Here is a 26025-nt window from a genome sequence, read left to right as displayed (position 1 = left end):
ATGAACACCCTCACCCGCCTCATCAACCGGCTCCGGCGTCCGCTGCGCATCCAACTCGTCGGCCCCGCCGACCAGACCGCCGCCGCCCTGCACGGCCTGGCGCAGATGGTCAACCGCCGCCGCGACATGAACGACCGGCGCATCCGCATCGACGTGACCATCCGCGAGAAGCCGTTGGAGGAGTGGCGATGACCGAGCGCACCGAATCGGCCGTACGCCTGGTGATCCTGCTCGCCATCGGCACCATGGCCGGCGCCGCCGCCTTCACCCACGTCCACGACCTGTCCGTGGCCCACGGCCAACCGCACTGGATCGGCTGGGCCAACGCCGTGGCGGTCGAACTGATGGCGATCTACCTCGGGCTCGAACTCCGCGCCCGTCGGCGCGCCCGTCGCCCGGTCGGCCTGGTCGCGGCGCTGCTCGTCGCATTCGCGCTGCTGTCTCTCGCTGTCCAGGTCGCCGAAGCGGAACCCTCGGTGTGGGGCTGGATCGTCGCGGCCGTGCCGTCCCTGGCGTTCCTCGCCCTGGTCAAGGTCGTCCTGTCCAACGCCCCAGCCACCCCGCCCGCTCCCGAACCGGACCAACCCCCGGTCGACTGGTACGAGGCGCCCGAGCAGGCCGACCCTGAACCGGAACGTCCGGCCGACCCCGTGCCGCCGGCTGTCCCGGCTCCGGCTGTCATCTCCGCCCCGGCGGCGGTGCTGCCTCCCCGTGTCGTCCAGCCGAACCGGCCGCACGTCGTCGGGATCATCCGATGACCGCTGCGACCCTGCCCGGCCTCGCCCCCGCCGCCCCGACCCCGGTTGTTCCTCGGCCGGGGTCGCGGGCGGCCCGGATGGCGCTACCTCGCTCGGTCGACGTGCTCAAGGAAATTGCCGCTGAGTACGGCGTCTGCGTCCGTCCCCTGGCGATGCGCCGGACCGACCTGGACACCGGCCTGACCGAGGTCATCGACCTGCCCTGCGGGGCCACCCGTGAGGACAAGTGCGGGCCGTGCGCGAAGAAGAACCGCCGGCTGCGGCAGGCCCAGATCCGCGAGGGCTGGCACCGCGACGACGAGCCGCTACCCGGCCCGGAACCCGCGACCGAGGCGCAGAAGTCGCTGATCCTGTTCCGCGCACACCTGGAGTTCTCCCGGGACGAGGCGGTACGCGCCGCCCAGTGGGGCCAGGTCACCGACATCGAGGAGGCCATCCGCGAGGTAGAGGAAGCCATCGCCGCCGAAGGTCTGCGCGGGCGCGTCGGACCACCCCACGGCAGCGTCGACGAGGACCAGGACGACGAGCCCGGCCGCCGGCGCAAGCGCTCCACCAGGCGCCGCCAGGATGCCCCCGACCTGCCCCGGCGCAAGGTCGAGCGGCGCACCGTCGGCAAGACCTACACCGCCCTCGACGGCTCAACCTTCCGGCCGTCGATGTGGCTCACGCTCACCCTCGACTCGTACGGCCCCGTTCGCCCCGACGGCACCCCGGTCAACCCCGACCGGTACGACTACCGCCGCGCCGCCTGGGACGCCGTGCACTTCCCCCGGCTGCTCGACCGGTTCTGGCAGAACCTGCGCCGATGCGAGGGCTGGAACGTCCAGTACGCCGGCTGCGTCGAGCCCCAACGTCGCCTCGCCCCACACGCGCACTTCGCCATCCGCGGCACCATCCCCCGCGACGTGCTGCGCACCGTGGCAGCAGCGACGTACCACCAGGTGTGGTGGCCGAGCGTGGATGTCCAGCGGTACACCTTCGACCGGCTCCCGGTCTGGGACGAGCCTGCGGCGGCGTGGGTCGACCCGGACACCATGACGCCGCTGACCACCTGGACGGAAGCCCTCGACGCCATCGACGACGACCCGGACGCCGACCCGGTCCACGTCGTCCGCTTCGGCACCCAGGTCGACGCCCGCGGCGTCATGCCCGGCACCGCCGACGCCGAACGGACCATCCGGTACGTCACGAAGTACATCACCAAGCACACCGGCGACTGCCACAAGGCGACCACTGACCGGCAGCGCAAGCACCTCGACCGGCTCTGGCAGCAACTCCAACTCACCCCCTGCACCGACCGCTGCGCGAACTGGCTCCTGTACGGCGTCCAGCCGAAAAAGGCGCACGCGAGGCTCAAGCCGGGCCGCTGCAAGGGCAAGGTTCACCAACGCGACACCCTCGGCATCGGCGGCCGGCGCATCCTCATCTCCCGCGACTGGTCCGGCAAGACCCTCGCCGACCACAAGCACGACGCGCGGGCCTGGGTGCGTGCCCTGCTCGGCGCGACCACCGACAGCGGCGCGGCCGGCGAAACTGGGCAGCTCGTCGACGACCAGGGCGCCACCGTCGAACGGGTCCGGCACGCCTGGGAACTCGCCCGACCCGATGACCCCGACGTCGGCCCGATGTCCCACCGGCTCATGCGCTCGATCAGCGAACGCGCCCGCTGGCGGTCTGAACTGCTCGCCGCCAAGGACCGGGCCGCGCAGGGGTCCTCAGATCTTTCGGCAACTCAGCACAGCGCACAGCACCACGGGGAGGAAACGCAGTGAACGAGGAGTTGTTGACCGTGCCGGAAGTGCTCGCCGAGCTGCGCGTACCGCGCTCGACCTGGTTCTACTGGCGGCAGACCGGCAAGGGACCACGGGTGATCAAGCTCCCGAACGGGCAGCTGCGGGTCCGCCGGTCCGCGCTCGGTCGGTGGCTCGGTGACCTGGAGCAGGACGCGGCGTGAAGAGCTACGAGGTCCAGATCTGGGAGATCGGCAAGCGCGCTGACCGGAAGGCTCGACCCTGGCGGGTCCGCTGGGCAGTGAGCAACCAGCGCTTCGAGGAGATGTTCCGTACCAAGGCACTGGCGCACTCGTTCCGCGCCGAGCTGGTCCAGGCGGCCAACGCGGGGGAGCCCTTCGACCCGGCCACCGGCCGCCCGGTCTCGGAGGCAAGAACCAAGAACCCCACGACGTGGTACGCGCACAGCCGCGCATACGTCGAGATGAAGTGGCCCCGGGCGGCGGCCAAGACCCGGCGGTCGATCGTAGAAGCGCTGACCTCTATCACGGTGACCCTGACCCGGCCGACGAAGCGGGGCCGACCGGATGACGCGCTGCTCCGCGAGGCGCTGTACCTCTACGGGCTGAACCCGCGTCGCTGGTCCGACGAGATCCCGGCCGACCACGCGGCGGCGCTGGCCTGGCTGGAAACCGCGTCGCTGCCGGTCGTCGAACTGGACTCGCCCGCGATGGTCCGCCGCGTCCTGGACAGCCTGTGTGTACGCCTCGACGGCAAGCCCGCGGCTGCCTCCACCGTCCAGCGCAAGCGGGCCACCTTCTACAACGCGCTCGGGTACGCCGTCGAGCTGGAGTTGATCGCCTCCAACCCGGTCGACCGGGTCCAGTGGACCGCCCCCGAGGTCGCACAGTCCATCGACCGGCGGGTGGTGGCGAACCCGGCCCAGGTCGCCACGCTGCTGGAGGCGGTGAAATCTCTCGGCAAACGGGCCGACAAGGTGACGGCGTTCTTCGGCTGCCTCTACTACGCGGGCATGCGGCCCTCGGAAGCGGCCGACCTCCGGCGGGAGGACTGCGACCTTCCCGGGCACTGCCTCGGCTGCGGGACCGACTTCGACGACCTGGCGGCGGTGAAGCCCTCGGCGTCATGCGATCACGAGAAGATCGAATACCGCTGGGGTCGTTTGGTGCTCGCCGGAACCGCCCCGCGCGCCGGGTCGCACTGGACCGATGACGGCGGCTCCCACGAGCGGCGCGGGCTCAAGCACCGGGGCCGGCAGGAAACCCGAACCGTCCCCATCCCGCCCCGGCTCGTCGAGCTGCTGTGCGCGCACGTCGAGAACCACGGCGTCGGCCCGGACGGTCGGTTCTTCCGCGGCCTGCACGGTGGGCCACTCTCCGAGTCGGTCTACGACCGGTGGTGGAAGCTCGCCCGCGAGAAGGCCCTGACCGAATCGCAGGTCGCATCGCCGCTCGTCCGCCGGCCCTACGACCTACGGCACGCGGCGGCCTCGCTCTGGCTGAATGCCGGCGTCCCGCCGACCGAGGTCGCCCGGCGCCTGGGCCACGGCGTCGCCGTCCTGCTCCGCGTCTACGCCAACTGCATCGACGGGGGAGACGACACCATGAACGACAAGATCGGCGACGCCCTCGGATGAGGCTTGAGTGGACGAGATGCGCTAGACGTTAAGGGATGGAATTGCCCGCATCACAACAAGCCTCATCTCGGCCTGGAGTCCACGTCACGGTCGGTTCGACCACGACCAGTGAGAGCCCAGTGCCAGCGCTGCGGCTATGGGGAATCCGCCGGTCGATAGCTCTGGCCGTCACGGCCGCGTTGGCGTTGGTCGGCGCCTTGATCGTCGCCGCCTTGTGGTACGCGGGTTGGCCCGACATCCAACGGGATGCAACCGTCACGGCAGCTACCCTTTTCAACCTCTTGAAACTTGTCTTTGCCGTCGTGGCGGGCGTGGGTGGCGTCGCGGCCTTGGTAGTTGCATACCGGCGGCAACGAGTCTCGGAGCACACGAACGCGCTGGCGGAGTTCGCACACCAACTGGCCCACGCCGCTGACCTCCGCGCTGAAGTCACCAAGGCTCTCGCTGAGGCAGCAGACGAACGGGCCAAGGTAGAGACCGATCGCAATGGCGTCCGCCTGTTCAACGAACGCTTCGCCAAGGCGTCTGAGCAGCTCGGATCGGAGAAAGCGGCAGTACGGCTGGCCGGGGTCTATGCCATGGCTGGTCTTGCGGACGACTGGCGAGAAGTGCGTCAGACCTGCATCGACGTCCTCTGCGCCTACCTCCGCATGCCCTACACGCCACCGCCGGAGACTCCGAATGAAGCGCCGGCGCAGCAGGGTGACGACCAGTTGTCCATTGTAGATATGGAATTCGTCCGGGCCGCTCGCGAGGAGCGGGAGGTGCGTCATACCGTGATCCGGCTCATCGGGAGGCATCTACGTCTAGCCGAAGAGCATCCGGCATCATGGCGCGGCCTCGACTTCGACTTCACCGGCGCAGTTTTCGACGGTGGCGACTTCTCGGATGCAGTCTTTAGCGGCGGTCGGGTGTCTTTCGTCGGGGCGGCGTTCAGCGGGGGGGAGGTGTCTTTCATTGCGGCGGTGTTCAGTGGTGGCGAGGTGTCCTTCGACGGGGCGATGTTCAGTGGCGGCGAGGTGTTCTTCGGCGAGACGAGGTTCAGTGGTGGCCGGGTGTCCTTCGATCGAGCGCGATTCAGCGGCGGTCGGGTTTCCTTCGCTCTAGCGAAGTTCAGCGGCGGTCGTACTTTGTTCGACAACGCGAAGTTCAGTGGTGGGGTGGTGCACTTCGGCGTAACTGGGTTCAGTGGCGGCCGGGTGTCCTTCGACGGAGCGGTCTTCGACGGAGGCGAGGTGCCGTTCGTTACGGCGATGTTCAGTGGTGGCGAGGTGTCCTTCGACGGGGCGATGTTCAGCGGGGGGGAGGTGCCGTTCGTTTCGGCGGTGTTCAGTGGTGGCGAGGTGTCCTTCGACGGGGCGACGTTCAGCAGGGGCGGGGTGTCCTTCGGCAGGGCGATGTTTAGGGGAGGTCGTGTGCGCCTCCACGAGGCGTCGTTCCATGTGCCGCCAGAGTTCGATGATTGGCCGGGTGGTTCTCCTCCGCGTGGTCTATCACTGCCGGAAGCGAAGGCATGAGCGTGTACGTGGGCGGATGGTGGGCAGGGATCGGTTAGCGTGGGCTTGATGGAGAGGAACAGCAGCTCAGCATGCTGACGCCAGCAAGATTACGGACGCCCTGTAAATCCGTCGCGAAAGCTTCAGAGGTTCGAATCCTCTACCCGCCACCAGGTGCAAAGAGGCCCCTGACCAGCGTGAACGCCGGTCAGGGGCCTCTTCCATTAGCCTCGCCCAAATCCCCTAGCCTGCTCGATTCTCGCTGGCTATGGCGTAGCTGCGTCGCCAGGTCAACTGGACTGGGCGTCGTGCGCGTCGATGCCTGGCGGCCGGAGTCGGAGCGGTCTGCCGGCCAGAGCCGGAGCGAGGTGCCGGCCAGGCCATGGCCCGCCGGTCGCGACCGATAGCCGCACGCGGCCGGCCCGTCACCGCGGTTCGTAGACGACCGCGCGGACGACCCCCGAATCCTGGCGGATCCACCCGGCGATGCGACCGAGGTCGTCGAGGTCGACGACCTCGCCTTGCATGCTGACCCCGGCGAGGCTGAGGTCGTGCAGGACGCCGCGCCGCCACAGCGCTGGCCGGGCAAGATTGTCGGTTGCCGTGGACATGGCCAGGATCTCGCCGTTGTTGTTGATTGCCCGTGGCTCGGTGGTGTTGCCGCCGAGGGTGCCGATGTCCAGGGCGCGGCCGTGCCGCCAGAGGATTCCGCGCGGGTACTGCTGGGCTGAGAACTGCCAGCCGATCGTCCAGCCGTGGTCGTTGAGGGCGTACGTGTTGCTGCGGTTGAAGGGGCCCGCGCCGAGGTCTGTGCCGCGGCCAAGGTGCCACAGGGCGGCGTGGAAGCCGTCCGGCACGTGTATCCCGCCAGGAGACCTGGCCGCTCTCGTTGATGTCGGACACTGTGGCCAGGGGCAAGGGCCGGGCGTGACCGTTCGTCCACAGGACGGGGCCTGCATCGCCGCTGCCGACGATCTGGCCGCGGTCGTTGATCGCCACGGGCGCGGCGGGCAGGCCGGCCAGTGGCCGCAGGACACCCTGGTGCCAGACGTGGGCGCCTAAGCCTCCGTCACGGGTGCCGATGACCTGGCCTTGGTTGTTGACGTCGGTGGGTGTGAAGGTGCCGAGGTCGACCATTTGGCCGCGGTGCCAGAAAAACCCCCGGTAGGTGCCGTCGGCGACCTGGGAGCGGCCGACCACGTCGCCGCGGTCGTTCATGGCGCTGGCGAAGCTGTTGTCGCCGCCGAGGGTTCCGAGGACCACCATGCGATAGCCGGGCGCGGCGACGGTGGGTACCTGGGTGGGTGCGGCCGTCAAGGCGGCCGCGAGGAGGGCGCTGGCGAGGATCGATGGCACGGGGACGGCTCCTTTCAGAGCATCGCCGGGCGAAGTGCGCTCAGCGTAGGCGCGTCCTGCCGTTCCGGCGGGTTGCCGTCACGTAGCGGACAGCAACTCGCAGAGGTTGAACTCGCGGTGCTGCCGCGCCTGTCCACTTGCGCGGAGGACACGCGCGCCCGCCGACGAGACGGCGGCTGGTCTCGGGGCGTCGATGATCCCCGCACCGGCCGCCACGAGCACGGCCTTTTTATCGAAGGGCGGGAAGGAGGTGGGCCGCGTCGTTCCTGGTCGCAGCCAAGATCCACATATCGCGCTGAACGGGTTCGCTCGCTTGCTTGTGTCGAGCCCGTTAAAAGGTATGGTGGTCGATGCGTGGACCCGCGTCGATGCGCCTCCATGCCGTTCCGGAAATCACGGAACGTAACCGGTTGTGATGAGGCCGGCGAGTGCTCCAGTGCCCTGGGTGAATTGTGCTGAAGGTCGCATCAAGCGCTCTATGAAGCGCTGATGTTGCAGGAAGGGGCCCTGATCTGGCCCAGCTTGTCGAGGCGGAGTGGGCCGAAGGGTGCAACCTCGCGAACGCTCGGACGGGTCCAGCCCTCACCGCTTTTCTGCGTACCGACCGTGTGGCACGATCGTGGAATCTCCACCATCCCTGTGACACTTCCCCGACAGGAGCAAACATGTCTGGTCGAAGGCTGGGCCGGCTGCTCGGCTCGCTCCTCTTGCTCGCTGCTGTCCTCGGTGGACTGCAGGGCGCCGGTTCCCTGGCCGGCGGTAAGGCTCAACTGGCCGATGTTGTCTGGGGCGCGAGTCAGGACGGTGACGTTGTCTGGGGCGCAGGCCAGGACGGTGACGTTGTCTGGGGCGCAGGCCAGGACGGTGACGTTGTCTGGGGTTCGAGCCAGGGTGACGTCGTCTGGGGCGTCGACGCCCTCCGGTAACTGGCGAGGTCGCCGCCCGTGAGGGCAGCACCAGCGGGCGGCGTCTCTTCGAGGGAGCGGTATGGCCAGGCGTGACCAGCGACGCAAGTCCACGGACCACGCTTGGCTCATCACCGGCCCGCTGGCTCTGCTCGCCGTCCTCTGTTGCACTGCCATCAGCGTCATCTCCGATGAGCCGTTCGGCAACTGGGGCCTGGCGTTCCTGATTTTCCTGGCGATGGCGGGCATCAGCATTCCGGTGCTGAACTTCGTCGTCCGCCGGCAGTCGGTGGGCGTGACGCTCACCGAGATCCCCCTCGTCGTGGCGTTGTTCTTCCTGCCGCCGCTGACCGTTGTCCTGATCTACACGCTCGCCTCGTTGATCTGGAGCGCCACGCAGCGCTTCCCACCGGCGAAGTTCTGGTTCAACGTCGCAAAGGCCGCAGCGGCCACGTCGATTGCCAGCCTGCTGCTCCTGCGGCTGCCGTCACTTGACGACGTGGGCCCCGGCACCTGGGGCAGCCTCTTCCTCGCGGTGAACACCATCACCCTGGTCAGCCTTATCTCGGTTGTCGGCGTCCATGTGCTCCTGCAGGGCTGGCAGGCGGGCCGGGAGGCACTGCGGACCACACCGTCGGTGTTCCTCACCACCTCGATCAACGCGTCCGTCGGTCTGCTCGTCCTGATCGCGCTGGAAGCGACGTGGTGGTCAGCGTTGCTGCTGGCTGCCCTCTTCGCCGCTCTGGCCCTGGTCTACCGGTCCTACGCCCAGTTCTTCCGGCAGCACCGCACCCTCACCGGCATGTACGACCTGGCCCGGCTGATCACCACAAGCGGTGCCGACGCGGCACTCGCCGATGTCCTGCTCGACCGGGTTCGTGCCCTCATGCAGGCGGAGTCCGCCACCCTCTGGCTGCCCGCTCAGGGCCGGCATCCGGAGGTGCTGTTGACGGCCCGGGTCGACACACCGGGGTTGCTGGACGTCGCTCCGACGCCGGCGATCCTGCGGGTACGGGCGCGGGATCTTGCGAAGACGTTGTCGATGGGGCGTCTGCTCGGCGACGAGAGCGCCCTGCGCCGCGAGATCAGCGCCCGCGAGATCAAAGACGTGATCGTGGTGCCGCTGCGCTCCGGGCAGGCCGTGATCGGCACCCTGGAGGTGGCGAACCGGCTCAGCGACATCGGCCACTTCGCCCCCGGCGACATCCCCATCTTCGAGACGGTGGCGGCGCACGCGGCGGTCGCGCTGGAAAATTCGCGGCTTGTCGACCGGCTGCGGCACGACGCCTACCACGACACGTTGACGCGGCTGCCCAACCGCCGCCGGATCATCGCGGCGCTTGACGAGTCAGCCAAGATCGGGGCGCCCGACGAGGTGGTGGCGCTGCTGCTGTTCGACGTCGACGGGCTGCGTCAGGTAAACGAATCCCTCGGCCACGCGGCCGGCGACAAGGTTCTCGTCGAGGTCGCCAACCGGTTGCGGGCCAGTGCGCCGTCGTCGGCCCTGGTCGGTCGGGTCGGCGGTGACGAGTTCCTGGTGACGCTGCGTCTGGAGAGCGCCGAGGCGGCGTTGGAGTTGGCCGGTCAACTGCGCGACCAGATCCGCGACGAAATGGTCTTCGACGCGCTCACCCTCGACGTGAACACGGCGGTCGGTGTCGCCGTACACCCGGATCATGGCAGCGATGCCGCGACCCTGCTGCTGCGGGTCGATTTGGCGGCGACGGCCGCCAAGTCGGTGCCGGGCAGCGTGCAGCTGTTCAACCCGGCCCTGGAGTCCCGGTCGTTGCGCCGGTTGGGCCTCGCCGGCGACCTGCGCCGGGCACTGGACCAGAACGAGCTGGAGGTCTACTTCCAGCCCAAGGTGACATTGCGTGACCGGCGGCTGGTCGGCGTGGAGTGCCTGGCCCGGTGGGAGCATCCCACCCACGGCACTGTCGCCCCCGAGGACTTCGTGGCGGTGGCGGAGCACACCGGCCAGCTGAGCCGGCTCACCGAGGTGGTGCTCCGCGAGGGGTTGCGGCGGAGCCGGGACTGGGCCCAGGCCGACCAGGCGCTGCCCATCGCTGTCAACCTTGCCGCCCGAACGCTCACCGACCGGCACTTCCCGGATCGGGTGCAGGAGCTGTTGACCGAGTACGGCGTGCCGGCGCAGCGCCTCACCCTGGAGATCACCGAGGCAGGGGTGCTGGACGGCACCGACAGGCCCATTCCGACACTGCACCGGCTGCGCGATCTCGGCGTCCGGCTGTCGGTGGACGACTTCGGCACCGGCGACTCGTCGCTCGCCCACCTACGCCGGCTGCCCGTGCACGAGGTGAAGGTGGACCGCTCCTTCGTGCAGGGCATGGCGACCGACCCGGGCGACCTGGCGATCGTCAACGCGGTGGTGACGCTCTCCCAGCAGTTCGGCCTGGCCGTGGTCGCGGAGGGCGTGGAGAGCGAGCTGACCTTGGAGCTTCTCCAGGACATCGGCTGTGAGATAGGTCAGGGCTTCCTGTTCAGCCGGCCGCTGCCGTACGAGCGGCTGGCGGCCTGGTTCGGCGCCCAGGCCGACCCGGAAGCGACCTCCGGCACGGAGCTTCCGCGCCTTCGTGTCGTGCCCTGAGCTGGGCGTAGAGGGTCACCGGGGATCCGATTTCACCTGCCGGCAGGTGCCGTGTACTCTTACTTCTGCGCGCCCCACGGGGAGATCGCGCAGGCCCCCTTAGCTCAGTCGGCAGAGCGTCTCCATGGTAAGGAGAAGGTCTACGGTTCGATTCCGTAAGGGGGCTCGAGGGTTCAGCTGGACCCACCGCGGCGGTGTAGCTCAGATGGCAGAGCAAGCGGCTCATAATCGCTGTGTCGCCGGTTCAAGTCCGGCCACCGCTACTCTCGTCTTCCGGGCTCGTTCCCGGTGGTCGTGAACCCGGGCGCCAATGGCGCCCACTTTGCATGTCCGCGCAGTCAGCGTCTAGGCTGACGCGTCGTAGTTGTTTCCGTTAGCGAGGAAGGCACTCCGCCGTGGCGAAGGCTACCGATGTCCGGCCGAAGATCACTTTGGCGTGTGTGGAGTGCAAGGAGCGCAACTACATCACGCGCAAGAACCGCCGGAACGACCCCGACCGCATCGAGCTGAAGAAGTTCTGCCCGCGTGACGGTCGGCACACCGTTCACCGCGAGACCCGCTGACTCGTGGCCGGCTTCGCGCCGGCCACCGTCGCAAGCTTTCCGATCGCCGATCTGACCGGCCCGACGCGGCTTGACCGCCGTCGACCGTCCAGGTCGGCGATCGTGTTGTACGTGTAGGTTCGCGGCATGTCTCTGGACCCTTCCTTCGTCGGCCGGACGTATCCGCCGACGGCCCCCTATCAGGTGGGCCGAGAAAAGATCCGTGAGTTCGCCACCGCCATCGGCGCCACCGATCGGGCCTACCACGACCCAGCGGCTGCCCAGGCCCTGGGCCATCCGGACGTGGTCGCCCCGCCGACCTTCCCGGTGATCGTCGCGGGAGCGGCGAACCAGCAGATCTTCGAGGATCCGGCGTTGGGCGTCGACTACAGCCGCGTGGTGCACGGTGACCAGCGTTTCGCGTACACCAGGCCGGTCGTGGCGGGCGACGAGCTGGTCTGCACGAGCACCATCGAGGACGTCACCACCCGGGGCGGGCACGGCTTCCTGACCACCCGCACCGACGTGAGCACCGTCGCCGGCGAGCCGGTGGTCGCCGTCTGGACCAAGATCGTCGTACGCGGGGAGGCCTGAGATGGATTTGCCAGCCAAGACTTTCCGGGTGACCCGTGCCGACCTGGTCCGCTACGCGGGCGCCTCGGGGGACTTCAACCCGATCCACTGGAGCGACAGGTTCGCCACGAAGGTGGGGCTGCCCGGTGTGATCGCGCACGGCATGTTCACCATGGCGCTTGTCGGTCGGGCGGTCACCGAGTGGGCCGGCGCGCCCGACGCGGTGGTCGAGTACGGCGTGCGGTTCACCCGGCCCGTTGTGGTCCCTGACGACGACGAGGGGACCGAGATCGAGGTGTCCGCGGTGGTCCGCGAGGTGACCGAGGACGGCCTCACCCGGCTCGATGTGACCGCCACCTGTCTGGGGGAGAAGGTGCTCGCGCAGGCGCGGGCGACCATCCGGACGGCACGCTGAAACAGACCCGCCACGCGTGGCGGGTAGACCGGTTGGGAAAGTCGGGCGGCTACCCGTACACTGGTCCGCCGTGGGGCAAGTGACCCCTGCTCGGTCGTCTGTGACCGCGTGGGGCGAGTGTTGCCGCACAGGGGTGTAGCTCAATTGGCAGAGCAGCGGTCTCCAAAACCGCAGGCTGCAGGTTCAAGTCCTGTCACCCCTGCGCCTCAGGCCTGACCGTTCCCGTGGGTCGCGCCGCCGAGATGGCGGCGTCCGGCCCGTGGTGGTGGCATCGGCGGGGTGGGTCCGAGGCATTCGGGCACCCCGGTTGATCCACCGGCCGCGGCCCGTCGCGGGACGGTTGGGCCCGGCCGGCGTGACCAGCGCCGCGTACGCCACCCGGCGTGCGACCCGAGATTCCGCGACGGAGGGCGAAGTGGCCGACAACAAGCGGCGCGGCGACGACGACGGCGACGATCGTCTGGACGACGAGATCGTCGACGAGGCAGCCGACGACGACGCCACCAGCGCGGAGGACGAGCCGGTCTCCCGGGGTGGCACCGCAACGCGGTCCCGCGCCCGGGCCGAGTCGGCGGACAGCCGGCCGACCACCCGGTCGGAAACGTCTCGGGTAGGCGTGTTCGGCCGCATCGCCCGGTTTTTCCGCGAGGTCGTTGCCGAACTGCGTAAGGTCATCTGGCCGACGCGCAAGGAGCTGCTGACCTACACCGGAGTGGTGGTGACGTTCGTCGCGGTGATGCTGACGATCGTGGCCCTGCTGGACTACGGGTTCGCCAAGGTCGTGTTGTTTGTCTTCGGCAACTCGGACTGACCGGCTGCCTCCAGAGCCGATAGTGACGGAAGTGAGCGAGCGTGCCTGAGTACGACGAGACCGCCGGACCGGTGGACGAGCAGTCCACCGTCGCGACGGCGGCTGGTGACGAGTCGGTTGAGGCCGCCAGCGAGCCGGAGTTCCCCACCACCGAGCCAGCGCCGGACGAGGAGTACGACCCGGTCGCCGAGTTGAGGCAGAAGCTGCGCTACGCCCCGGGCGACTGGTACGTGGTGCACTCGTACGCCGGCTACGAGAACAAGGTGAAGACCAACCTCGAGACCCGGATCACGAGCCTCGACATGGAGGACTTCATCTACCAGGTCGAGGTGCCGACCCGGGAAGAGGTCGAGGTCAAGAACGGTAAGCGTTCCCAGATCCAGGCCAAGGTCTTCCCGGGCTACATCCTGGTCCGGATGGAGTTGACCGCCGAGTCCTACTCCTGTGTCCGCAACACCCCGGGCGTGACCGGCTTCGTCGGCGCGACGGACCGGGCTGACCGGCCCGCGCCGCTCTCCCTCGACGAGGTGCTGAAGTGGCTGGCGCCGGCGGTCGAGACCGAGCAGAAGAAGGCGAAGCCGGAGGTCAAGGTCCTCGACTTCGAGGTCGGCGACTCCGTCACCGTCACCGACGGCGCGTTCGCCTCGCTGCCGGCCACGATCAGCGAGATCAACGCCGACCAGCAGAAGCTCAAGGTGCTGGTGTCGATCTTCGGTCGGGAAACCCCGGTGGAGCTCAACTTCAACCAGGTCGCCAAGATCTGACCCGGTCGTCGGCGGCGGGTCGACCCGCCGCCGACGACGGCGTACGCCCTCCCGCTCGACCTCGGCGGACGAGCGGGCAGCGGCCTGCGCTACCCTTGAACGTCGCCGCTGTCGCGTCGCGCTGACCGTGCGCGCCCGCTCGCTGTGGCGTCAGCCGCATTTTCCCAGCTCCAAGCCCCAGGAAGTGACATGCCTCCGAAGAAGAAGCTCGTCAAGACGTTCACGCTTCAGCTGCCGGCGGGCCAGGCCACGCCGGCGCCGCCGGTCGGCCCCGCGCTCGGCCAGCACGGCGTGAACATCATGGAGTTCTGCAAGTCCTACAACGCGCAGACCGAGTCCCAGCGGGGCGACATCGTCCCCGCCGAGATCAGCGTGTACGAGGACCGGTCCTTCACCTTCGTGCTGAAGACCCCGCCCGCCGCCCGGCTGCTGATCAAGGCTGCCGGTGTGCAGAAGGGCTCGGGCGTTCCGCAGAGCGAGAAGGTCGGCTCGGTCAGCCGCGCCCAGCTGCGTGAGATCGCCGAGAAGAAGATGGCCGACCTCAACGCCAACGACCTGGACCAGGCCGAGAAGATCATCGCCGGCACCGCCCGGTCGATGGGCATCACCGTCAACGACTGACGTCGGCCCTTTCGAAGACCCGACCGTGGGAGGGCCGCTCCGAGCGGCCCGCCAGAGACCACAGGAGTATTCAGCAATGCAGCGCAGCAAGAGCTACCGCAAGGCCGCCGACGTCATCGACCGGTCGAAGCTGTACACCCCCGCCGAGGCCGTGAAGCTGGCCAAGGAGACCACCAACGTCAAGTTCGACGCCACGGTCGAGGTCGCCATGCGCCTCGGCGTCGACCCCCGCAAGGCGGACCAGATGGTCCGCGGCACGGTCAACCTGCCGCACGGCACCGGTAAGACCGCCCGCGTGATCGTCTTCGCCGGCGGCGCGAAGGCCGAAGAGGCTGTCGCGGCGGGTGCTGACGAGGTGGGCACCGACGAGTTGGTCGCCCGCATCCAGGGTGGTTGGCTCGACTTCGACGCGGCGATCGCCACGCCGGACCAGATGGCCAAGATCGGCCGGATCGCGCGGATCCTGGGCCCGCGCGGTCTCATGCCGAACCCGAAGACCGGCACGGTGACCATGGACGTCACCAAGGCGGTGCAGGACATCAAGGGCGGCAAGATCACCTTCCGGGTGGACAAGCACTCCAACCTGCACCTGATCATCGGCAAGGCCTCCTTCACGGAGACCCAGCTGGTGGACAACTACGCGGCGGTGCTCGACGAGGTGCTGCGGGCCAAGCCGTCCGCGGCCAAGGGCAAGTACCTCCGCAAGGTCATCCTCACCACCACGATGGGCCCGGGCGTTCCGGTCGACCCGAACCTGGTGAAGAACCTTACTGAGGACTCGGCCGAGGCCTGAGCCGACAGTTCGCTCCGCCGGGGCGCCGCCACCACTGTGGCGGCGCCCCGGCGCGTCTGTGTTGTGGCAGTCTCGGCCCATGCGGTTGGAGAACGTCTGGTTGCGGTACCACCGGCGTGGCCCGTGGGTGCTGCGGGGCGTGGACGCGCGGATCGGCCCGGGTGAGGTAGCAGTCGTGCTGGGCCGCAACGGGGTGGGCAAATCGACGCTTCTCCAGGTGGCCGCCGGCGTGCTCCGGCCGGGCCGGGGCCGCGTCGCCGACCGACCCGCCCGGGTGGGCTGGGTGCCGGAACGCTTCCCTGCCGACCAGCCCTTCACAGTGGCCCGCTACCTGACCGGCATGGCACGGATGGCCGGCCTGGGCCGGGCGGCCGCCGACGAGGCGGTGACGGCCTGGGCGCAACGGCTCGGGCTGGGCGCGATGCAGACGGTGCGACTTCCGGAGCTGTCCAAGGGCACCGCGCAGAAGGTGGGCCTCGCCCAGGCGATGCTGCGACGGCCGGGCCTGCTGGTCCTCGACGAACCGTGGGAGGGCCTGGACGCCGCGACACGCGAGCTGGTTCCCGAGCTGATCGACGAGGTGCTGGCCGGCGGCGGCAGCGTCCTGGTCAGTGACCACCGGGGGGAGACGGTCCGGCTGCCGGGCGCGCGACGATGGTTGGTGGCCGACGGCTCGCTGACCGAGGAGACGCCGCCTGCAGACGAGACGTTCGCTGTGGTCGAGGTCGCGGTGCCGGCCGCGCGGGTCGCCGGCACCGTCGCCCGGTTGCGCGCCGACGGCCACCAGATTCTTCGGGTACGCGCCGACACCTCCATCGCCACAGCCCAGCTCCAACCCGCTGTGCCAGCGATCCGACCGGCTGCTGGGTCGGCATCCGAGCAGCCCGGCGGCGCCACTGCAGTGGTCGAGCCGGCGGCGGGGGAGGCGCAGTGAACGCCCTGGTCCGGCTGCGGCTTGCCGGCTTCCTGCGTACCGGGCGGGCGTTGGCACCGCTGCTCGCCGGCCTCGTCGCGCTCGGCATCCTGTACGGCGGCGGCCGGGCCCAGCCGGCGGAGGCGTACGGCGTCTCGGCCGTGGTGCTCTTTCCGGTGCTCGCCTGGCAGACCAAGATCCTGCTGGACATCGAGCCGGACGTGCAGCGCCGCCTCGCCCAGGTGACGGTAGGGGTGGCCCGGGAGCGGACGGCTGGGCTGCTCGCTGCAGGTGTCACGGCGCTTGTGGCGGTGTCCGTGGCGCTTGTCTTTCCGTGGCTGGTGGGCGGGGTCACCGGTCCGGCCGATCCGGGGGACCGGTCACTGCTGGCCGGGCTCACGCTGGGGCTGTGGGCGCACCTGCTGGTCGTACCGTCGGCGGTTGCCCTTGGCGCGCTGGCCAGCCGGGCGTCGGTGGGCGGCGCCGCGTACGGCGTCGCGGTGCTTGCCGTCGGTGGCGTCGGCGCGGTGGTGCTCGGGCTGAGCGATTCGGTGTTCCCCTGGCTGGCGCCGCCGATCATGGCCGCGGCCCGGACGACCGCTGGCGACGCCGCCGCGCTCACACTTGTCGGACTTACCGTGTGGGCGTTGGCCTGGAGTGCCGCGGCCGTCGGCGGTTACCTGTGGCGGCGGCGGGCGCAGGGCTGACCGCGCCAGAGTGCAGGTGACCCGGCTCACCGGGGGCGATTTGGCGCTGGTGGGACAGGGCGCGTACTCTTCAAACGTCATCCGTGTTGTCACGGATGAGGAACCACCCAGAGACCGCTGGTCACCGTGCTCCGGCACGGTCGAAGGTCCCGCGACACGGGCGACCCGCGTAGGGCGGCAAGCGTAACTCGGCAGTGAGCATGGTCCGCCGACCGTGTCGATCCGCCGGCCCTCGCCCCGTGCGCCCTGCGCCGGGGTTTTTTCGTTGTCGCCGCCTCCGCCTGACGTCCGGCTTCGGACGGTACGGGGATCAGCCTCGAGTAACGAGAGAGGAGGGACATGGCGGACAAGCCGATCCGGGCCGACAAGGCCACGGCCGTCGCTGAGCTGACCGAGAGCTTCCGCAGCGCGGGCGCTACCGTGCTGACCGAGTACCGGGGTCTGACGGTCTCCCAGCTCACCCAGCTGCGGCGCTCGCTCGGTGCCGAGACCAGCTACACGGTCGCGAAGAACACGCTGGCGAAGCGTGCTGCGACGGACGCAGGCATCACCGGCCTCGACGAGCTGTTCTCCGGTCCTACCGCGCTGACTTTCGTTTCGGGCGACGTCGTCGAGGCGGCGAAGGGGCTTCGTGACTTCGCGAAGGCCAACCCGAAGCTCGTCATCAAGGGCGGTGTCTTCGAGGGCAAGGCCATTTCCGCGGCCGAGGTCACGAAGCTTGCCGACCTGGAGTCCCGTGAGGTGCTGCTGGCCAAGCTGGCCGGCGCGATGAAGGGCAACCTGAGCAAGGCCGCGGCCCTGTTCCAGGCTCCGCTCTCCAAGGCCGCCCGCGCGGCGGCCGCCCTGGCGGACAAGAAGCGCGAGCAGGAGGGCGCCGAGGCGGCCTGAGGCCCCGCGGCGCACCCACGTTCTTAGACAACCTTTAGAAAGGACGCCAGATATGGCGAAGCTCAGCACCGACGAGCTGCTCGACGCGTTCAAGGAGATGACGCTGATCGAGCTCTCTGAGTTCGTGAAGCAGTTCGAGGACACCTTCGAGGTCACCGCTGCGGCTCCGGTCGCCGTGGCCGCCGCCGGTGGGGCTCCGGCCGCCGCCGAGGCCGAGCCGGAGAAGGACGAGTTCGACGTCGTCCTCGAGGCTGACGGTGGCAAGAAGATCCAGGTCATCAAGGTCGTGCGCGAGCTGACCGGCCTGGGCCTCAAGGAGGCCAAGGACGCGGTCGAGTCCGCGCCGAAGGCCATCCTGGAGAAGGTCAACAAGGAGACCGCCGAGAAGGCCAAGGCCAAGCTCGAGGGCGAAGGCGCCAAGGTCACCCTCAAGTGACCTGAGCTCCACTAGCGTGCGTTCCGGTTCGTGAGCCGGGGCGCCATCGCGTCACGGCGGGCGGTGATCCGACAGGGATCGCCGCCCGCCGTGTTGGTGTACCGGTGTGACAGCTGCCTTGAGCTGGGCGCCGATCGGGGTCGCCGACCATCCGGACGAGCGTCGACGGTCGCCCTCAGGTGGGAAAGAGAGGACGACCCGGATACCGGGCCTTGACGCGGCCCCGGCCTGCCAGGCACGCTGACACCAGCAAGACACCGCGCTTGCGACGGCCACGATGTGGGTATGTCAGCGGCGGCACCATCGCCGCAGCAACATCCCGAGCGGCCCGACGGGAACGTTGCGTTCCGAGCGGCCCGGCAGCCCCGGTTTTCCGGGGGCCAGGGCGCGTTCCGCAACGACCTGCGGGTTGGGCTGGACAGCGGTTAGCCTCTCGGCTACACTGCTAGTTTGCGCTGCCTTCCGACTAGACCCCTGCTCGGAAATGTCCGGTTATGGATATTTCTGGTGGGGTCATTGGAGTGCACGCGTACCAGCCGTTCTGCAGCACCGGTCCTCGGAAGGACGCATCTTGGCAGCTTCCCGCCCTGCGAAGACCAGTCGTACGTCGAGCGCATTCGCTCCCCGCCGAGTTTCATTCGGCAGGATCACCGAACACCTCGAGGTCCCCAACCTCCTCGCCATTCAGAACGAGTCCTTCGACTGGCTCGTCGGCAACGAGGGTTGGCAGGGCCGGTCGGCGGACGACCCGCACGCACGCTCGGGTCTCGCGGAGATCCTTGAAGAGATCAGTCCCATTGAGGACTTCTCCGGCACCATGTCGCTGTCCTTCTCAGCGCCGCGCTTCGACGAGGTCAAGGCCTCGATCGAGGAGTGCAAGGAGAAGGACCTGACCTACTGCGCTCCGCTGTTCGTGACCGCGGAGTTCACCAACAACACCACCGGCGAGATCAAGAGCCAGACGGTGTTCATGGGTGACTTCCCGATGATGACGCCCAAGGGCACCTTCGTCATCAACGGCACCGAGCGCGTCGTCGTCAGCCAGCTCGTCCGGTCCCCGGGCGTGTACTTCGACAAGCAGCCGGACAAGACCTCCGACCGTGACCTCTCCAGCGTCAAGGTCATCCCGAGTCGGGGTGCCTGGCTGGAGTTCGACATCGACAAGCGCGACACGGTCGGCGTACGTATCGACCGTAAGCGCCGGCAGGCCGTCACCGTCCTGCTCAAGGCCATCGGATGGTCGGCCGAGCGGATCCGTGAGCGGTTCGGCTGGTCCGAGCTGATGATGACCACGCTCGAGAAGGACCACATCGCCGGCCAGGATGAGGCCCTGCTAGACATCTACCGCAAGCTGCGCCCTGGCGAGCCGCCGACGCGCGAGAACGCCCAGACCCTGCTCGACAACCTCTTCTTCAACCCGAAGAGGTACGACGTCGCCAAGGTCGGGCGCTACAAGTTCAACAAGAAGCTCGAAGTCGACGTGCCGATCACCACCGGCACGCTGACCGAGGACGACATCGTCGCCACCGTGGAGTACCTGTGCCGGCTGCACGCCGGCGAGGACGGCTACGAGGCCGACGACATCGACCACTTCGGCAACCGTCGTCTGCGGACCGTGGGCGAGCTGATCCAGAACCAGGTTCGGGTCGGCCTGTCCCGGATGGAGCGGGTCGTCCGTGAGCGGATGACCACGCAGGACGTCGAGGCGATCACCCCGCAGACCCTGATCAACATCCGCCCGGTGGTGGCGGCGATCAAGGAGTTCTTCGGGACGTCGCAGCTGTCCCAGTTCATGGACCAGACCAACCCGCTGGCGGGCCTGACCCACCGGCGCCGGCTGAGCGCGCTCGGCCCGGGTGGTCTGTCCCGGGAGCGGGCCGGCTTCGAGGTCCGCGACGTGCACCCGTCCCACTATGGCCGGATGTGCCCGATCGAGACGCCGGAAGGCCCGAACATCGGCCTGATCGGCGCGCTGTCCACCTTCGCCCGGGTCAACCCGTTCGGCTTCATCGAGACGCCGTACCGGAAGGTCGTCGACGGTCGGGTCACCGACCAGATCGACTACCTGACCGCGGACGAGGAGGACCGGTTCGTCAAGGCCCAGGCCAACGCGCCGCTGAAGGCCGACGGCACGTTCGCCGAGGACCGGGTCCTGTGTCGCCGTAAGGGCGGCGAGACCGAGGACGTCGTCCCCAGCGCCGTCGACTACATGGACGTCTCGCCCCGGCAGATGACCTCCGTGGCGACCGCCATGATCCCGTTCCTCGAGCACGACGACGCCAACCGGGCACTGATGGGCGCGAACATGCAGCGCCAGGCTGTGCCGCTGGTCAAGGCCGAGGCGCCGCTCGTGGGTACGGGCATGGAGTACCGGGCCGCGGTCGACGCTGGCGACGTGGTGGTCGCCGAGGTCGGCGGTGTGATCGAGGATCTCTGCGCCGACTACGTCACCATCCACCAGGACGACGGCCACCGCCGGACGTACCTGCTGCACAAGTTCCGCCGCTCCAACGCCGGCTCCTGCGTCAACCAGAAGCCGGTGGTCTTCGAGGGCGACCGCGTCGAGGCCGGTCAGGTCATCGCCGACGGGCCGTGCACCGACGAAGGCGAGATGGCGCTCGGGCGCAACCTGCTCGTGGCGTTCATGTGCTGGGAGGGCCACAACTACGAGGACGCGATCATCCTGTCGCAGCGCCTCGTGCAGCAGGACGTGCTCACCTCGATCCACATCGAGGAGCACGAGGTCGACGCCCGGGACACCAAGCTCGGCCCGGAGGAGATCACCCGCGACATCCCGAACGTCAGCGAGGAAATGCTCGCCGACCTCGACGAGCGCGGCATCATCCGGATCGGCGCCGAGGTAGTCCCCGGCGACATCCTGGTCGGCAAGGTCACGCCCAAGGGCGAGACCGAGCTGACCCCGGAGGAGCGGCTGCTCCGCGCGATCTTCGGTGAGAAGGCGCGTGAGGTTCGGGACACCTCGCTGAAGGTGCCGCACGGCGAGACCGGCACGGTCATCGGTGTGCGCACGTTCTCCCGCGAGGACGGCGACGAGTTGCCGCCGGGTGTCAACGAGCTGGTCCGGGTCTACGTCGCCCAGAAGCGCAAGATCCAGGACGGCGACAAGCTCGCCGGCCGCCACGGCAACAAGGGCGTCATCTCGAAGATCCTGCCGATCGAGGACATGCCGTTCCTGGAGGACGGCACCCCCGTCGACATCGTGCTCAACCCGCTGGGTGTGCCGAGCCGGATGAACATCGGCCAGGTGCTGGAGACGCACCTCGGCTGGGTGGCCAAGACCGGTTGGAAGGTCGAGGGCGACGACACGGAGTGGAAGCGGCAGCTGCGCTCGATCGACGCGCACGAGTCCGAGGGTGACACGAATGTGGCCACCCCGGTCTTCGACGGTGCCCGCGAGGCCGAGATCTCGGGCCTGCTGGCGTCGACGCTGCCCAACCGTGACGGCAACCAGCTGATCGGTTCCAGTGGCAAGGCGCAGCTGTACGACGGCCGCTCCGGTGAGCCGCTGCCGGACCCGATCGCGGTTGGCTACATCTACATCCTGAAGCTCAACCACCTGGTCGACGACAAGATCCACGCTCGGTCGACCGGCCCGTACTCGATGATCACGCAGCAGCCGCTGGGTGGTAAGGCGCAGTTCGGTGGTCAGCGTTTCGGTGAGATGGAGTGCTGGGCGATGCAGGCGTACGGCGCTGCCTATGCCCTGCAGGAGTTGCTCACGATCAAGTCCGACGACGTTCTCGGCCGGGTGAAGGTCTACGAGGCCATCGTCAAGGGCGAGAACATCCCGGAGCCGGGCATCCCGGAGTCGTTCAAGGTGCTGCTCAAGGAGCTGCAGTCGCTGTGCCTCAACGTTGAGGTGCTGTCCAGCGACGGTGTGGCCCTGGAGATGCGCGAGACCGACGACGAGGTGTTCCGGGCCGCCGAGGAGCTGGGCATCGACCTGTCCCGGCGCGAGCCGAGCTCGGTCGAAGAGGTGTAAGTGGTGAGGGTTGGGGGCCGACCGACCCGCTCTGGGCGGTCAAGCTTGATCCCGACGCAGGTCGGACGGCCCCCAACCTCGCCCATGATCTAGCTGTAAAGACGACGACATAGGGGACATAGTGCTCGACGTCAACTTCTTCGACGAGCTGCGCATTGGTCTCGCCACCGCCGACGACATCCGTCAGTGGTCGCACGGCGAGGTCAAGAAGCCTGAGACCATCAACTACCGCACCCTGAAGCCGGAAAAGGACGGGCTCTTCTGCGAGAAGATCTTCGGTCCGCAGCGGGACTGGGAGTGCTACTGCGGTAAGTACAAGCGCGTCCGGTTCAAGGGCATCATCTGTGAGCGCTGCGGCGTCGAGGTGACCCGCTCCAAGGTCCGTCGTGAGCGGATGGGGCACATCGAGCTCGCCGCTCCGGTGACCCACATCTGGTACTTCAAGGGCGTGCCGAGCCGGCTGGGTTACCTGCTGGACCTCGCCCCCAAGGATCTCGAAAAGATCATCTACTTCGCCTCGTACGTCGTGACGAGCGTTGACGCCGAGTCGCGTCACCGTGACCTCTCGACCATCGAGAACGAGATCCTCGCCGAGAAGCGGCAGTCCGAGAACAGCCGCGACTCGGAGATCGAGAAGCGGGCCGCCAAGCTCGAGGCCGACCTGGCCGAGCTGGAGGCCGAGGGTGCCAAGGCGGACGTCCGGCGCAAGGTCAAGGAGGGCGGAGAGCGCGAGATGCGCCAGATCCGCGACCGGGCCCAGCGCGAGATCGACCGCCTGGACGAGGTCCTGGACACCTTCCGCAAGCTGGAGCCGAAGCAGCTGGTCACCGACGAGCTGCTCTACCGCGAGCTGCGCGACCGTTTCGGTGAGTACTTCACCGGCTCGATGGGCGCCGAGGCGATCAAGGCGCTGGTCCAGAACATGGACCTCGACGCCGAGGCCGAGAGCCTGCGCGAGACCATCCGCTCCGGCAAGGGCCAGCGGAAGATCCGGGCGCTCAAGCGGCTCAAGGTCGTGGCGGCGTTCCTGAACACCCGCAACTCGCCGCTCGGCATGGTGCTGGACTGCGTCCCGGTCATCCCGCCGGACCTGCGCCCGATGGTGCAGCTCGACGGTGGCCGCTTCGCGACCTCGGACCTGAACGACCTGTACCGCCGCGTGATCAACCGGAACAACCGCCTCAAGCGACTGATCGACCTCGGCGCGCCCGAGATCATCGTCAACAACGAGAAGCGGATGCTCCAGGAGGCCGTCGACGCGCTGTTCGACAACGGCCGTCGCGGTCGGCCGGTCACCGGTCCGGGTAACCGTCCCCTCAAGTCGCTGTCCGACATGCTCAAGGGCAAGCAGGGCCGGTTCCGCCAGAACCTGCTGGGCAAGCGCGTCGACTACTCCGGCCGTTCGGTCATCGTCGTCGGCCCGAAGCTCAAGCTGCACCAGTGCGGTCTGCCCAAGCAGATGGCGCTGGAGCTGTTCAAGCCGTTCGTCATGAAGCGGCTGGTCGACCTCAACCACGCGCAGAACATCAAGTCCGCCAAGCGGATGGTCGAGCGTCAGCGCCCGGTCGTGTGGGACGTGCTGGAAGAGGTCATCGGCGAGCACCCCGTGCTGCTCAACCGGGCGCCGACCCTGCACCGTCTGGGCATCCAGGCCTTCGAGCCGCAGCTGGTCGAGGGCAAGGCCATCCAGATCCACCCGCTGGTCTGCACCGCGTTCAACGCGGACTTCGACGGTGACCAGATGGCGGTGCACGTGCCGCTGTCCGCCGAGGCCCAGGCCGAGGCACGGATCCTGATGCTGTCGTCGAACAACATCCTCAAGCCGGCCGACGGCAAGCCGGTCACCATGCCCACCCAGGACATGGTCATCGGTCTCTACCACCTCACCCACCGCACCGCCGGTGAGAAGGTGGGTGAGGGCCGGTCGTTCAGTTCGGACGCCGAGGCGCGGATGGCATTCGACAACCGCGAGTTGCACCTGCAGGCGCTCGTGAAGATCCGCCTGCGTGGCGTGACCGAGGTCGACAACGGCGCCGGTGCCGAGCCGTGGACCGCCCCGGAGGGCTGGGTCGAGGGTGACCCGCTGACCGTGGAGACCACGCTGGGCCGGGTGCTGTTCAACGAGACGCTGCCGCAGGGCTACCGCTTCGTGAACTACGAGATCCGCAAGGGTCAGCTCTCCGCGATCGTCAACGACCTCGCCGAGCGCTTCCCCAAGGTGGCCCTCGCGGCCACTCTGGACGGGCTCAAGGAGGCCGGTTTCCACTGGGCCACCTGGTCCGGCGTGACGATCGGCATGGAGGACGTCATCGCTCCGCCGCGCAAGGCGGAGATCCTGGCGAAGTACGAGAAGGAAGCCGACCGGATCGACAAGCAGTACCAGCGTGGTCTGATGACCGCCGAGGAACGTCGCGGCGAGCTCATCGAGATCTGGACCAAGGCGACCAACGAGGTCGCCAAGGAGATGGACACCGCGCTGCCGCAGGAGAACCCACTGTGGAAGATGATCAACTCGGGTGCCCGCGGTAACCTGCTCCAGCTCCGGCAGATCGCGGCGATCCGTGGTCTGGTGGCCAACCCCAAGGGCGAGATCATCCCGCGGCCGATCAAGGCCAGCTACCGGGAGGGTCTGTCCGTGCTGGAGTACTTCATCTCCACGCACGGTGCCCGTAAGGGTCTCGCCGACACCGCGCTGCGGACCGCCGACTCGGGTTACCTGACCCGTCGTCTGGTGGACGTCTCCCAGGACGTGATCATCCGCGAGGAGGACTGCGGCACCGACCGGGCGATCCCGATGCAGATCGGCGAGCGCCTGGAGGACGGCCGGCTTGTCGTGCACGAGCACGCCGAGACCAGCGTGCACGCCCGTACCCTGGCCGACGACATCAAGGGGCCGGACGGCACCGTCGTCGCCGAGCGGGGTCAGGACATCAACTCCATCGGCGTCGACAAGATCGTCGCCGCTGGCGTGGAGACGGTCCGGGTGCGCAGCGTTCTCACCTGCGAGTCGAAGCTGGGTGTCTGCGGTGCCTGCTACGGGCGGTCGCTGCCGACGGGCAAGAGCGTGGACGTCGGCGAGGCGGTCGGCATCATCGCCGCCCAGTCGATCGGTGAGCCCGGTACGCAGCTGACGATGCGTACCTTCCACACCGGTGGCGTCGCGGGTGAGGACATCACCCAGGGTCTGCCGCGTGTCCAGGAAATCTTCGAGGCCCGGGTCCCGAAGGGTAAGGCGCCCATCGCCGACACCCCCGGCCGGATCCGCATCGAGGACGGCGAGCGCTCGCGGAAGATCATCGTGGTGCCGGACGACGGCAGCGAGGAGATCGTCTACGACAAGATCTCCAAGCGGGTGCGTCTGCGTACCCACGACGGTGGTCACGTCGCGGTCGGCGAGAAGCTCACCGAAGGCACCATCGACCCGCACGAGCTTCTGCGGATCATGGGTCCGCGGGCGGTCCAGGTCCACCTGACCAGTGAGGTCCAGGAGGTCTACCGCTCGCAGGGCGTGCTCATCCACGACAAGCACATCGAGATCATCATTCGCCAGATGCTCAAGCGGGTGACGGTCATCGACTCCGGCTCGACGGAGTTCCTGCCGGGTGTGCTTGTCGACCGGGCGCTGTTCGAGTCGGAGAACCGCCGGCTCGTGTCGGAGGGTGGCGAGCCCGCCGCCGGCCGTCCGGTGCTGATGGGTATCACCAAGGCATCGCTGGCCACCGACTCCTGGCTCTCCGCGGCCTCCTTCCAGGAGACCACCCGGGTGCTGACCGACGCTGCGATCAACTCGCGCAGCGACTCGCTGGTCGGCCTCAAGGAGAACGTGATCATCGGTAAGCTCATCCCGGCCGGTACGGGCATCAGCAAGTACCGCAACGTCCGGGTGGAGCCGACCGAGGAGGCCAAGGCGAAGGTCTACTCGATGACCGGTTACCCGGAGACTGACTACGGGTTCGGGCCGGCCAGCGGGCAGGCTGTGCCGCTGGACGACTTCGACTTCGGGTCGTACCGCTAAGCACCCGTACCGACGAGGCCCCCGGCACCTGCCG

At 68.5% G+C, this 26025-nt stretch carries 22 protein-coding genes, 3 tRNA genes and 1 pseudogene; 24 read left to right on the top strand and 2 right to left on the bottom strand.

What is annotated here, in order from left to right:
• The 6 genes from ADK66_RS10780 to ADK66_RS10755 all read left to right on the top strand — a co-directional run bounded on the left by ADK66_RS10780 (nt 1) and on the right by ADK66_RS10755 (nt 5662).
• Nucleotides 1–192, top strand: coding sequence for a hypothetical protein (locus ADK66_RS10780; RefSeq protein WP_053653988.1), 192 nt, complete (start codon nt 1–3; stop codon nt 190–192).
• Nucleotides 189–758, top strand: coding sequence for a DUF2637 domain-containing protein (locus tag ADK66_RS10775; protein ID WP_053654954.1), 570 nt, complete (start codon nt 189–191; stop codon nt 756–758). The genes ADK66_RS10780 and ADK66_RS10775 overlap by 4 nt, the downstream gene beginning before the upstream one ends.
• On the top strand, nt 755–2530 hold the full coding sequence (locus ADK66_RS10770; protein WP_053653986.1) for a replication initiator: 1776 nt from the start codon (nt 755–757) through the stop codon (nt 2528–2530). Before ADK66_RS10775 ends, ADK66_RS10770 begins: the two co-directional genes overlap by 4 nt.
• A complete protein-coding gene (locus ADK66_RS10765; protein ID WP_030329852.1) occupies nt 2527–2712 on the top strand; it encodes an AlpA family transcriptional regulator in 186 nt (61 codons plus the stop codon). Before ADK66_RS10770 ends, ADK66_RS10765 begins: the two co-directional genes overlap by 4 nt.
• A complete protein-coding gene (locus ADK66_RS10760; RefSeq protein WP_082377386.1) occupies nt 2709–4145 on the top strand; it encodes a tyrosine-type recombinase/integrase in 1437 nt (478 codons plus the stop codon). The genes ADK66_RS10765 and ADK66_RS10760 overlap by 4 nt, the downstream gene beginning before the upstream one ends.
• Before the next feature lie 119 nt (nt 4146–4264).
• The gene (locus tag ADK66_RS10755; protein ID WP_053653984.1) at nt 4265–5662 is read left to right on the top strand and encodes a pentapeptide repeat-containing protein; all 1398 of its coding nucleotides are present in this window, start codon (nt 4265–4267) and stop codon (nt 5660–5662) included.
• Between the two features lie 404 nt (nt 5663–6066).
• Here the strand turns inward: ADK66_RS10755 and ADK66_RS32260 are convergent, their stop codons facing one another.
• Nucleotides 6067–6498, bottom strand: a complete 432-nt coding sequence (locus ADK66_RS32260; RefSeq protein WP_053653982.1) for a hypothetical protein — start codon at nt 6496–6498, stop codon at nt 6067–6069.
• Nucleotides 6499–6769: 271 nt separating this feature from the next.
• Nucleotides 6770–6859 (bottom strand): annotated as a pseudogene (locus ADK66_RS32680) (hypothetical protein); the annotation flags it as partial.
• Nucleotides 6860–7662: 803 nt separating this feature from the next.
• Here ADK66_RS32680 and ADK66_RS10745 point away from each other — a divergent pair.
• From ADK66_RS10745 to ADK66_RS10660, 18 genes are all read left to right on the top strand, one after another.
• On the top strand, nt 7663–7923 hold the full coding sequence (locus ADK66_RS10745; protein WP_053653980.1) for a hypothetical protein: 261 nt from the start codon (nt 7663–7665) through the stop codon (nt 7921–7923).
• Nucleotides 7924–7984: 61 nt separating this feature from the next.
• Nucleotides 7985–10510, top strand: coding sequence for a bifunctional diguanylate cyclase/phosphodiesterase (locus tag ADK66_RS10740; RefSeq protein WP_053653978.1), 2526 nt, complete (start codon nt 7985–7987; stop codon nt 10508–10510).
• 93 nt (nt 10511–10603) lie between these two features.
• A tRNA-Thr gene (locus ADK66_RS10735) sits at nt 10604–10676 on the top strand.
• Between the two features lie 24 nt (nt 10677–10700).
• A tRNA-Met gene (locus ADK66_RS10730) sits at nt 10701–10773 on the top strand.
• A 132-nt stretch (nt 10774–10905) separates the two neighbouring features.
• On the top strand, nt 10906–11073 hold the full coding sequence (gene rpmG, locus ADK66_RS10725) for a 50S ribosomal protein L33 (RefSeq protein WP_007073056.1): 168 nt from the start codon (nt 10906–10908) through the stop codon (nt 11071–11073).
• 126 nt (nt 11074–11199) lie between these two features.
• Nucleotides 11200–11646: a MaoC family dehydratase N-terminal domain-containing protein gene (locus ADK66_RS10720; protein ID WP_053653976.1), complete on the top strand. Its 447-nt coding sequence runs from the start codon at nt 11200–11202 to the stop codon at nt 11644–11646.
• 1 nt (nt 11647) lies between these two features.
• Nucleotides 11648–12040, top strand: coding sequence for a MaoC family dehydratase (locus tag ADK66_RS10715; RefSeq protein WP_053653975.1), 393 nt, complete (start codon nt 11648–11650; stop codon nt 12038–12040).
• A 129-nt stretch (nt 12041–12169) separates the two neighbouring features.
• Nucleotides 12170–12242: transfer RNA gene (locus ADK66_RS10710), tRNA-Trp, on the top strand.
• Nucleotides 12243–12455: 213 nt separating this feature from the next.
• Entirely contained in the window at nt 12456–12851 is a 396-nt protein-coding gene (gene secE / locus ADK66_RS10705) for a preprotein translocase subunit SecE (protein ID WP_053654950.1), read from the top strand.
• A 41-nt stretch (nt 12852–12892) separates the two neighbouring features.
• Complete coding sequence (gene nusG, locus ADK66_RS10700; RefSeq protein ID WP_053653972.1) at nt 12893–13615, top strand: transcription termination/antitermination protein NusG; 723 nt, start codon at nt 12893–12895, stop codon at nt 13613–13615.
• A gap of 189 nt (nt 13616–13804) precedes the next feature.
• A complete protein-coding gene (gene rplK / locus ADK66_RS10695; protein ID WP_053653970.1) occupies nt 13805–14236 on the top strand; it encodes a 50S ribosomal protein L11 in 432 nt (143 codons plus the stop codon).
• 76 nt (nt 14237–14312) lie between these two features.
• On the top strand, nt 14313–15029 hold the full coding sequence (gene rplA / locus ADK66_RS10690) for a 50S ribosomal protein L1 (protein WP_053653968.1): 717 nt from the start codon (nt 14313–14315) through the stop codon (nt 15027–15029).
• A gap of 79 nt (nt 15030–15108) precedes the next feature.
• Complete coding sequence (locus tag ADK66_RS31385) at nt 15109–15963, top strand: ABC transporter ATP-binding protein (RefSeq protein WP_053653966.1); 855 nt, start codon at nt 15109–15111, stop codon at nt 15961–15963.
• The gene (locus ADK66_RS31380; protein WP_053653964.1) at nt 15960–16649 is read left to right on the top strand and encodes a hypothetical protein; all 690 of its coding nucleotides are present in this window, start codon (nt 15960–15962) and stop codon (nt 16647–16649) included. The genes ADK66_RS31385 and ADK66_RS31380 overlap by 4 nt, the downstream gene beginning before the upstream one ends.
• A gap of 339 nt (nt 16650–16988) precedes the next feature.
• Nucleotides 16989–17537, top strand: coding sequence for a 50S ribosomal protein L10 (gene rplJ, locus ADK66_RS10675; RefSeq protein ID WP_053653962.1), 549 nt, complete (start codon nt 16989–16991; stop codon nt 17535–17537).
• Between the two features lie 52 nt (nt 17538–17589).
• Nucleotides 17590–17973 carry a 50S ribosomal protein L7/L12 gene (gene rplL, locus ADK66_RS10670; RefSeq protein ID WP_007465324.1) on the top strand — a complete coding sequence of 128 codons (384 nt, stop codon included), beginning with the start codon at nt 17590–17592 and terminating at the stop codon, nt 17971–17973.
• 571 nt (nt 17974–18544) lie between these two features.
• Complete coding sequence (locus ADK66_RS10665; RefSeq protein WP_053653960.1) at nt 18545–21976, top strand: DNA-directed RNA polymerase subunit beta; 3432 nt, start codon at nt 18545–18547, stop codon at nt 21974–21976.
• A 121-nt stretch (nt 21977–22097) separates the two neighbouring features.
• A complete protein-coding gene (locus tag ADK66_RS10660; protein ID WP_053653958.1) occupies nt 22098–25991 on the top strand; it encodes a DNA-directed RNA polymerase subunit beta' in 3894 nt (1297 codons plus the stop codon).
• Nucleotides 25992–26025: the final 34 nt, after the last annotated feature.

The organism is Micromonospora sp. NRRL B-16802 (assembly GCF_001279555.1).
Lineage (GTDB): Bacteria > Actinomycetota > Actinomycetes > Mycobacteriales > Micromonosporaceae > Micromonospora > Micromonospora profundi.
This window is presented reverse-complemented; position numbering and strand designations above follow the sequence as displayed.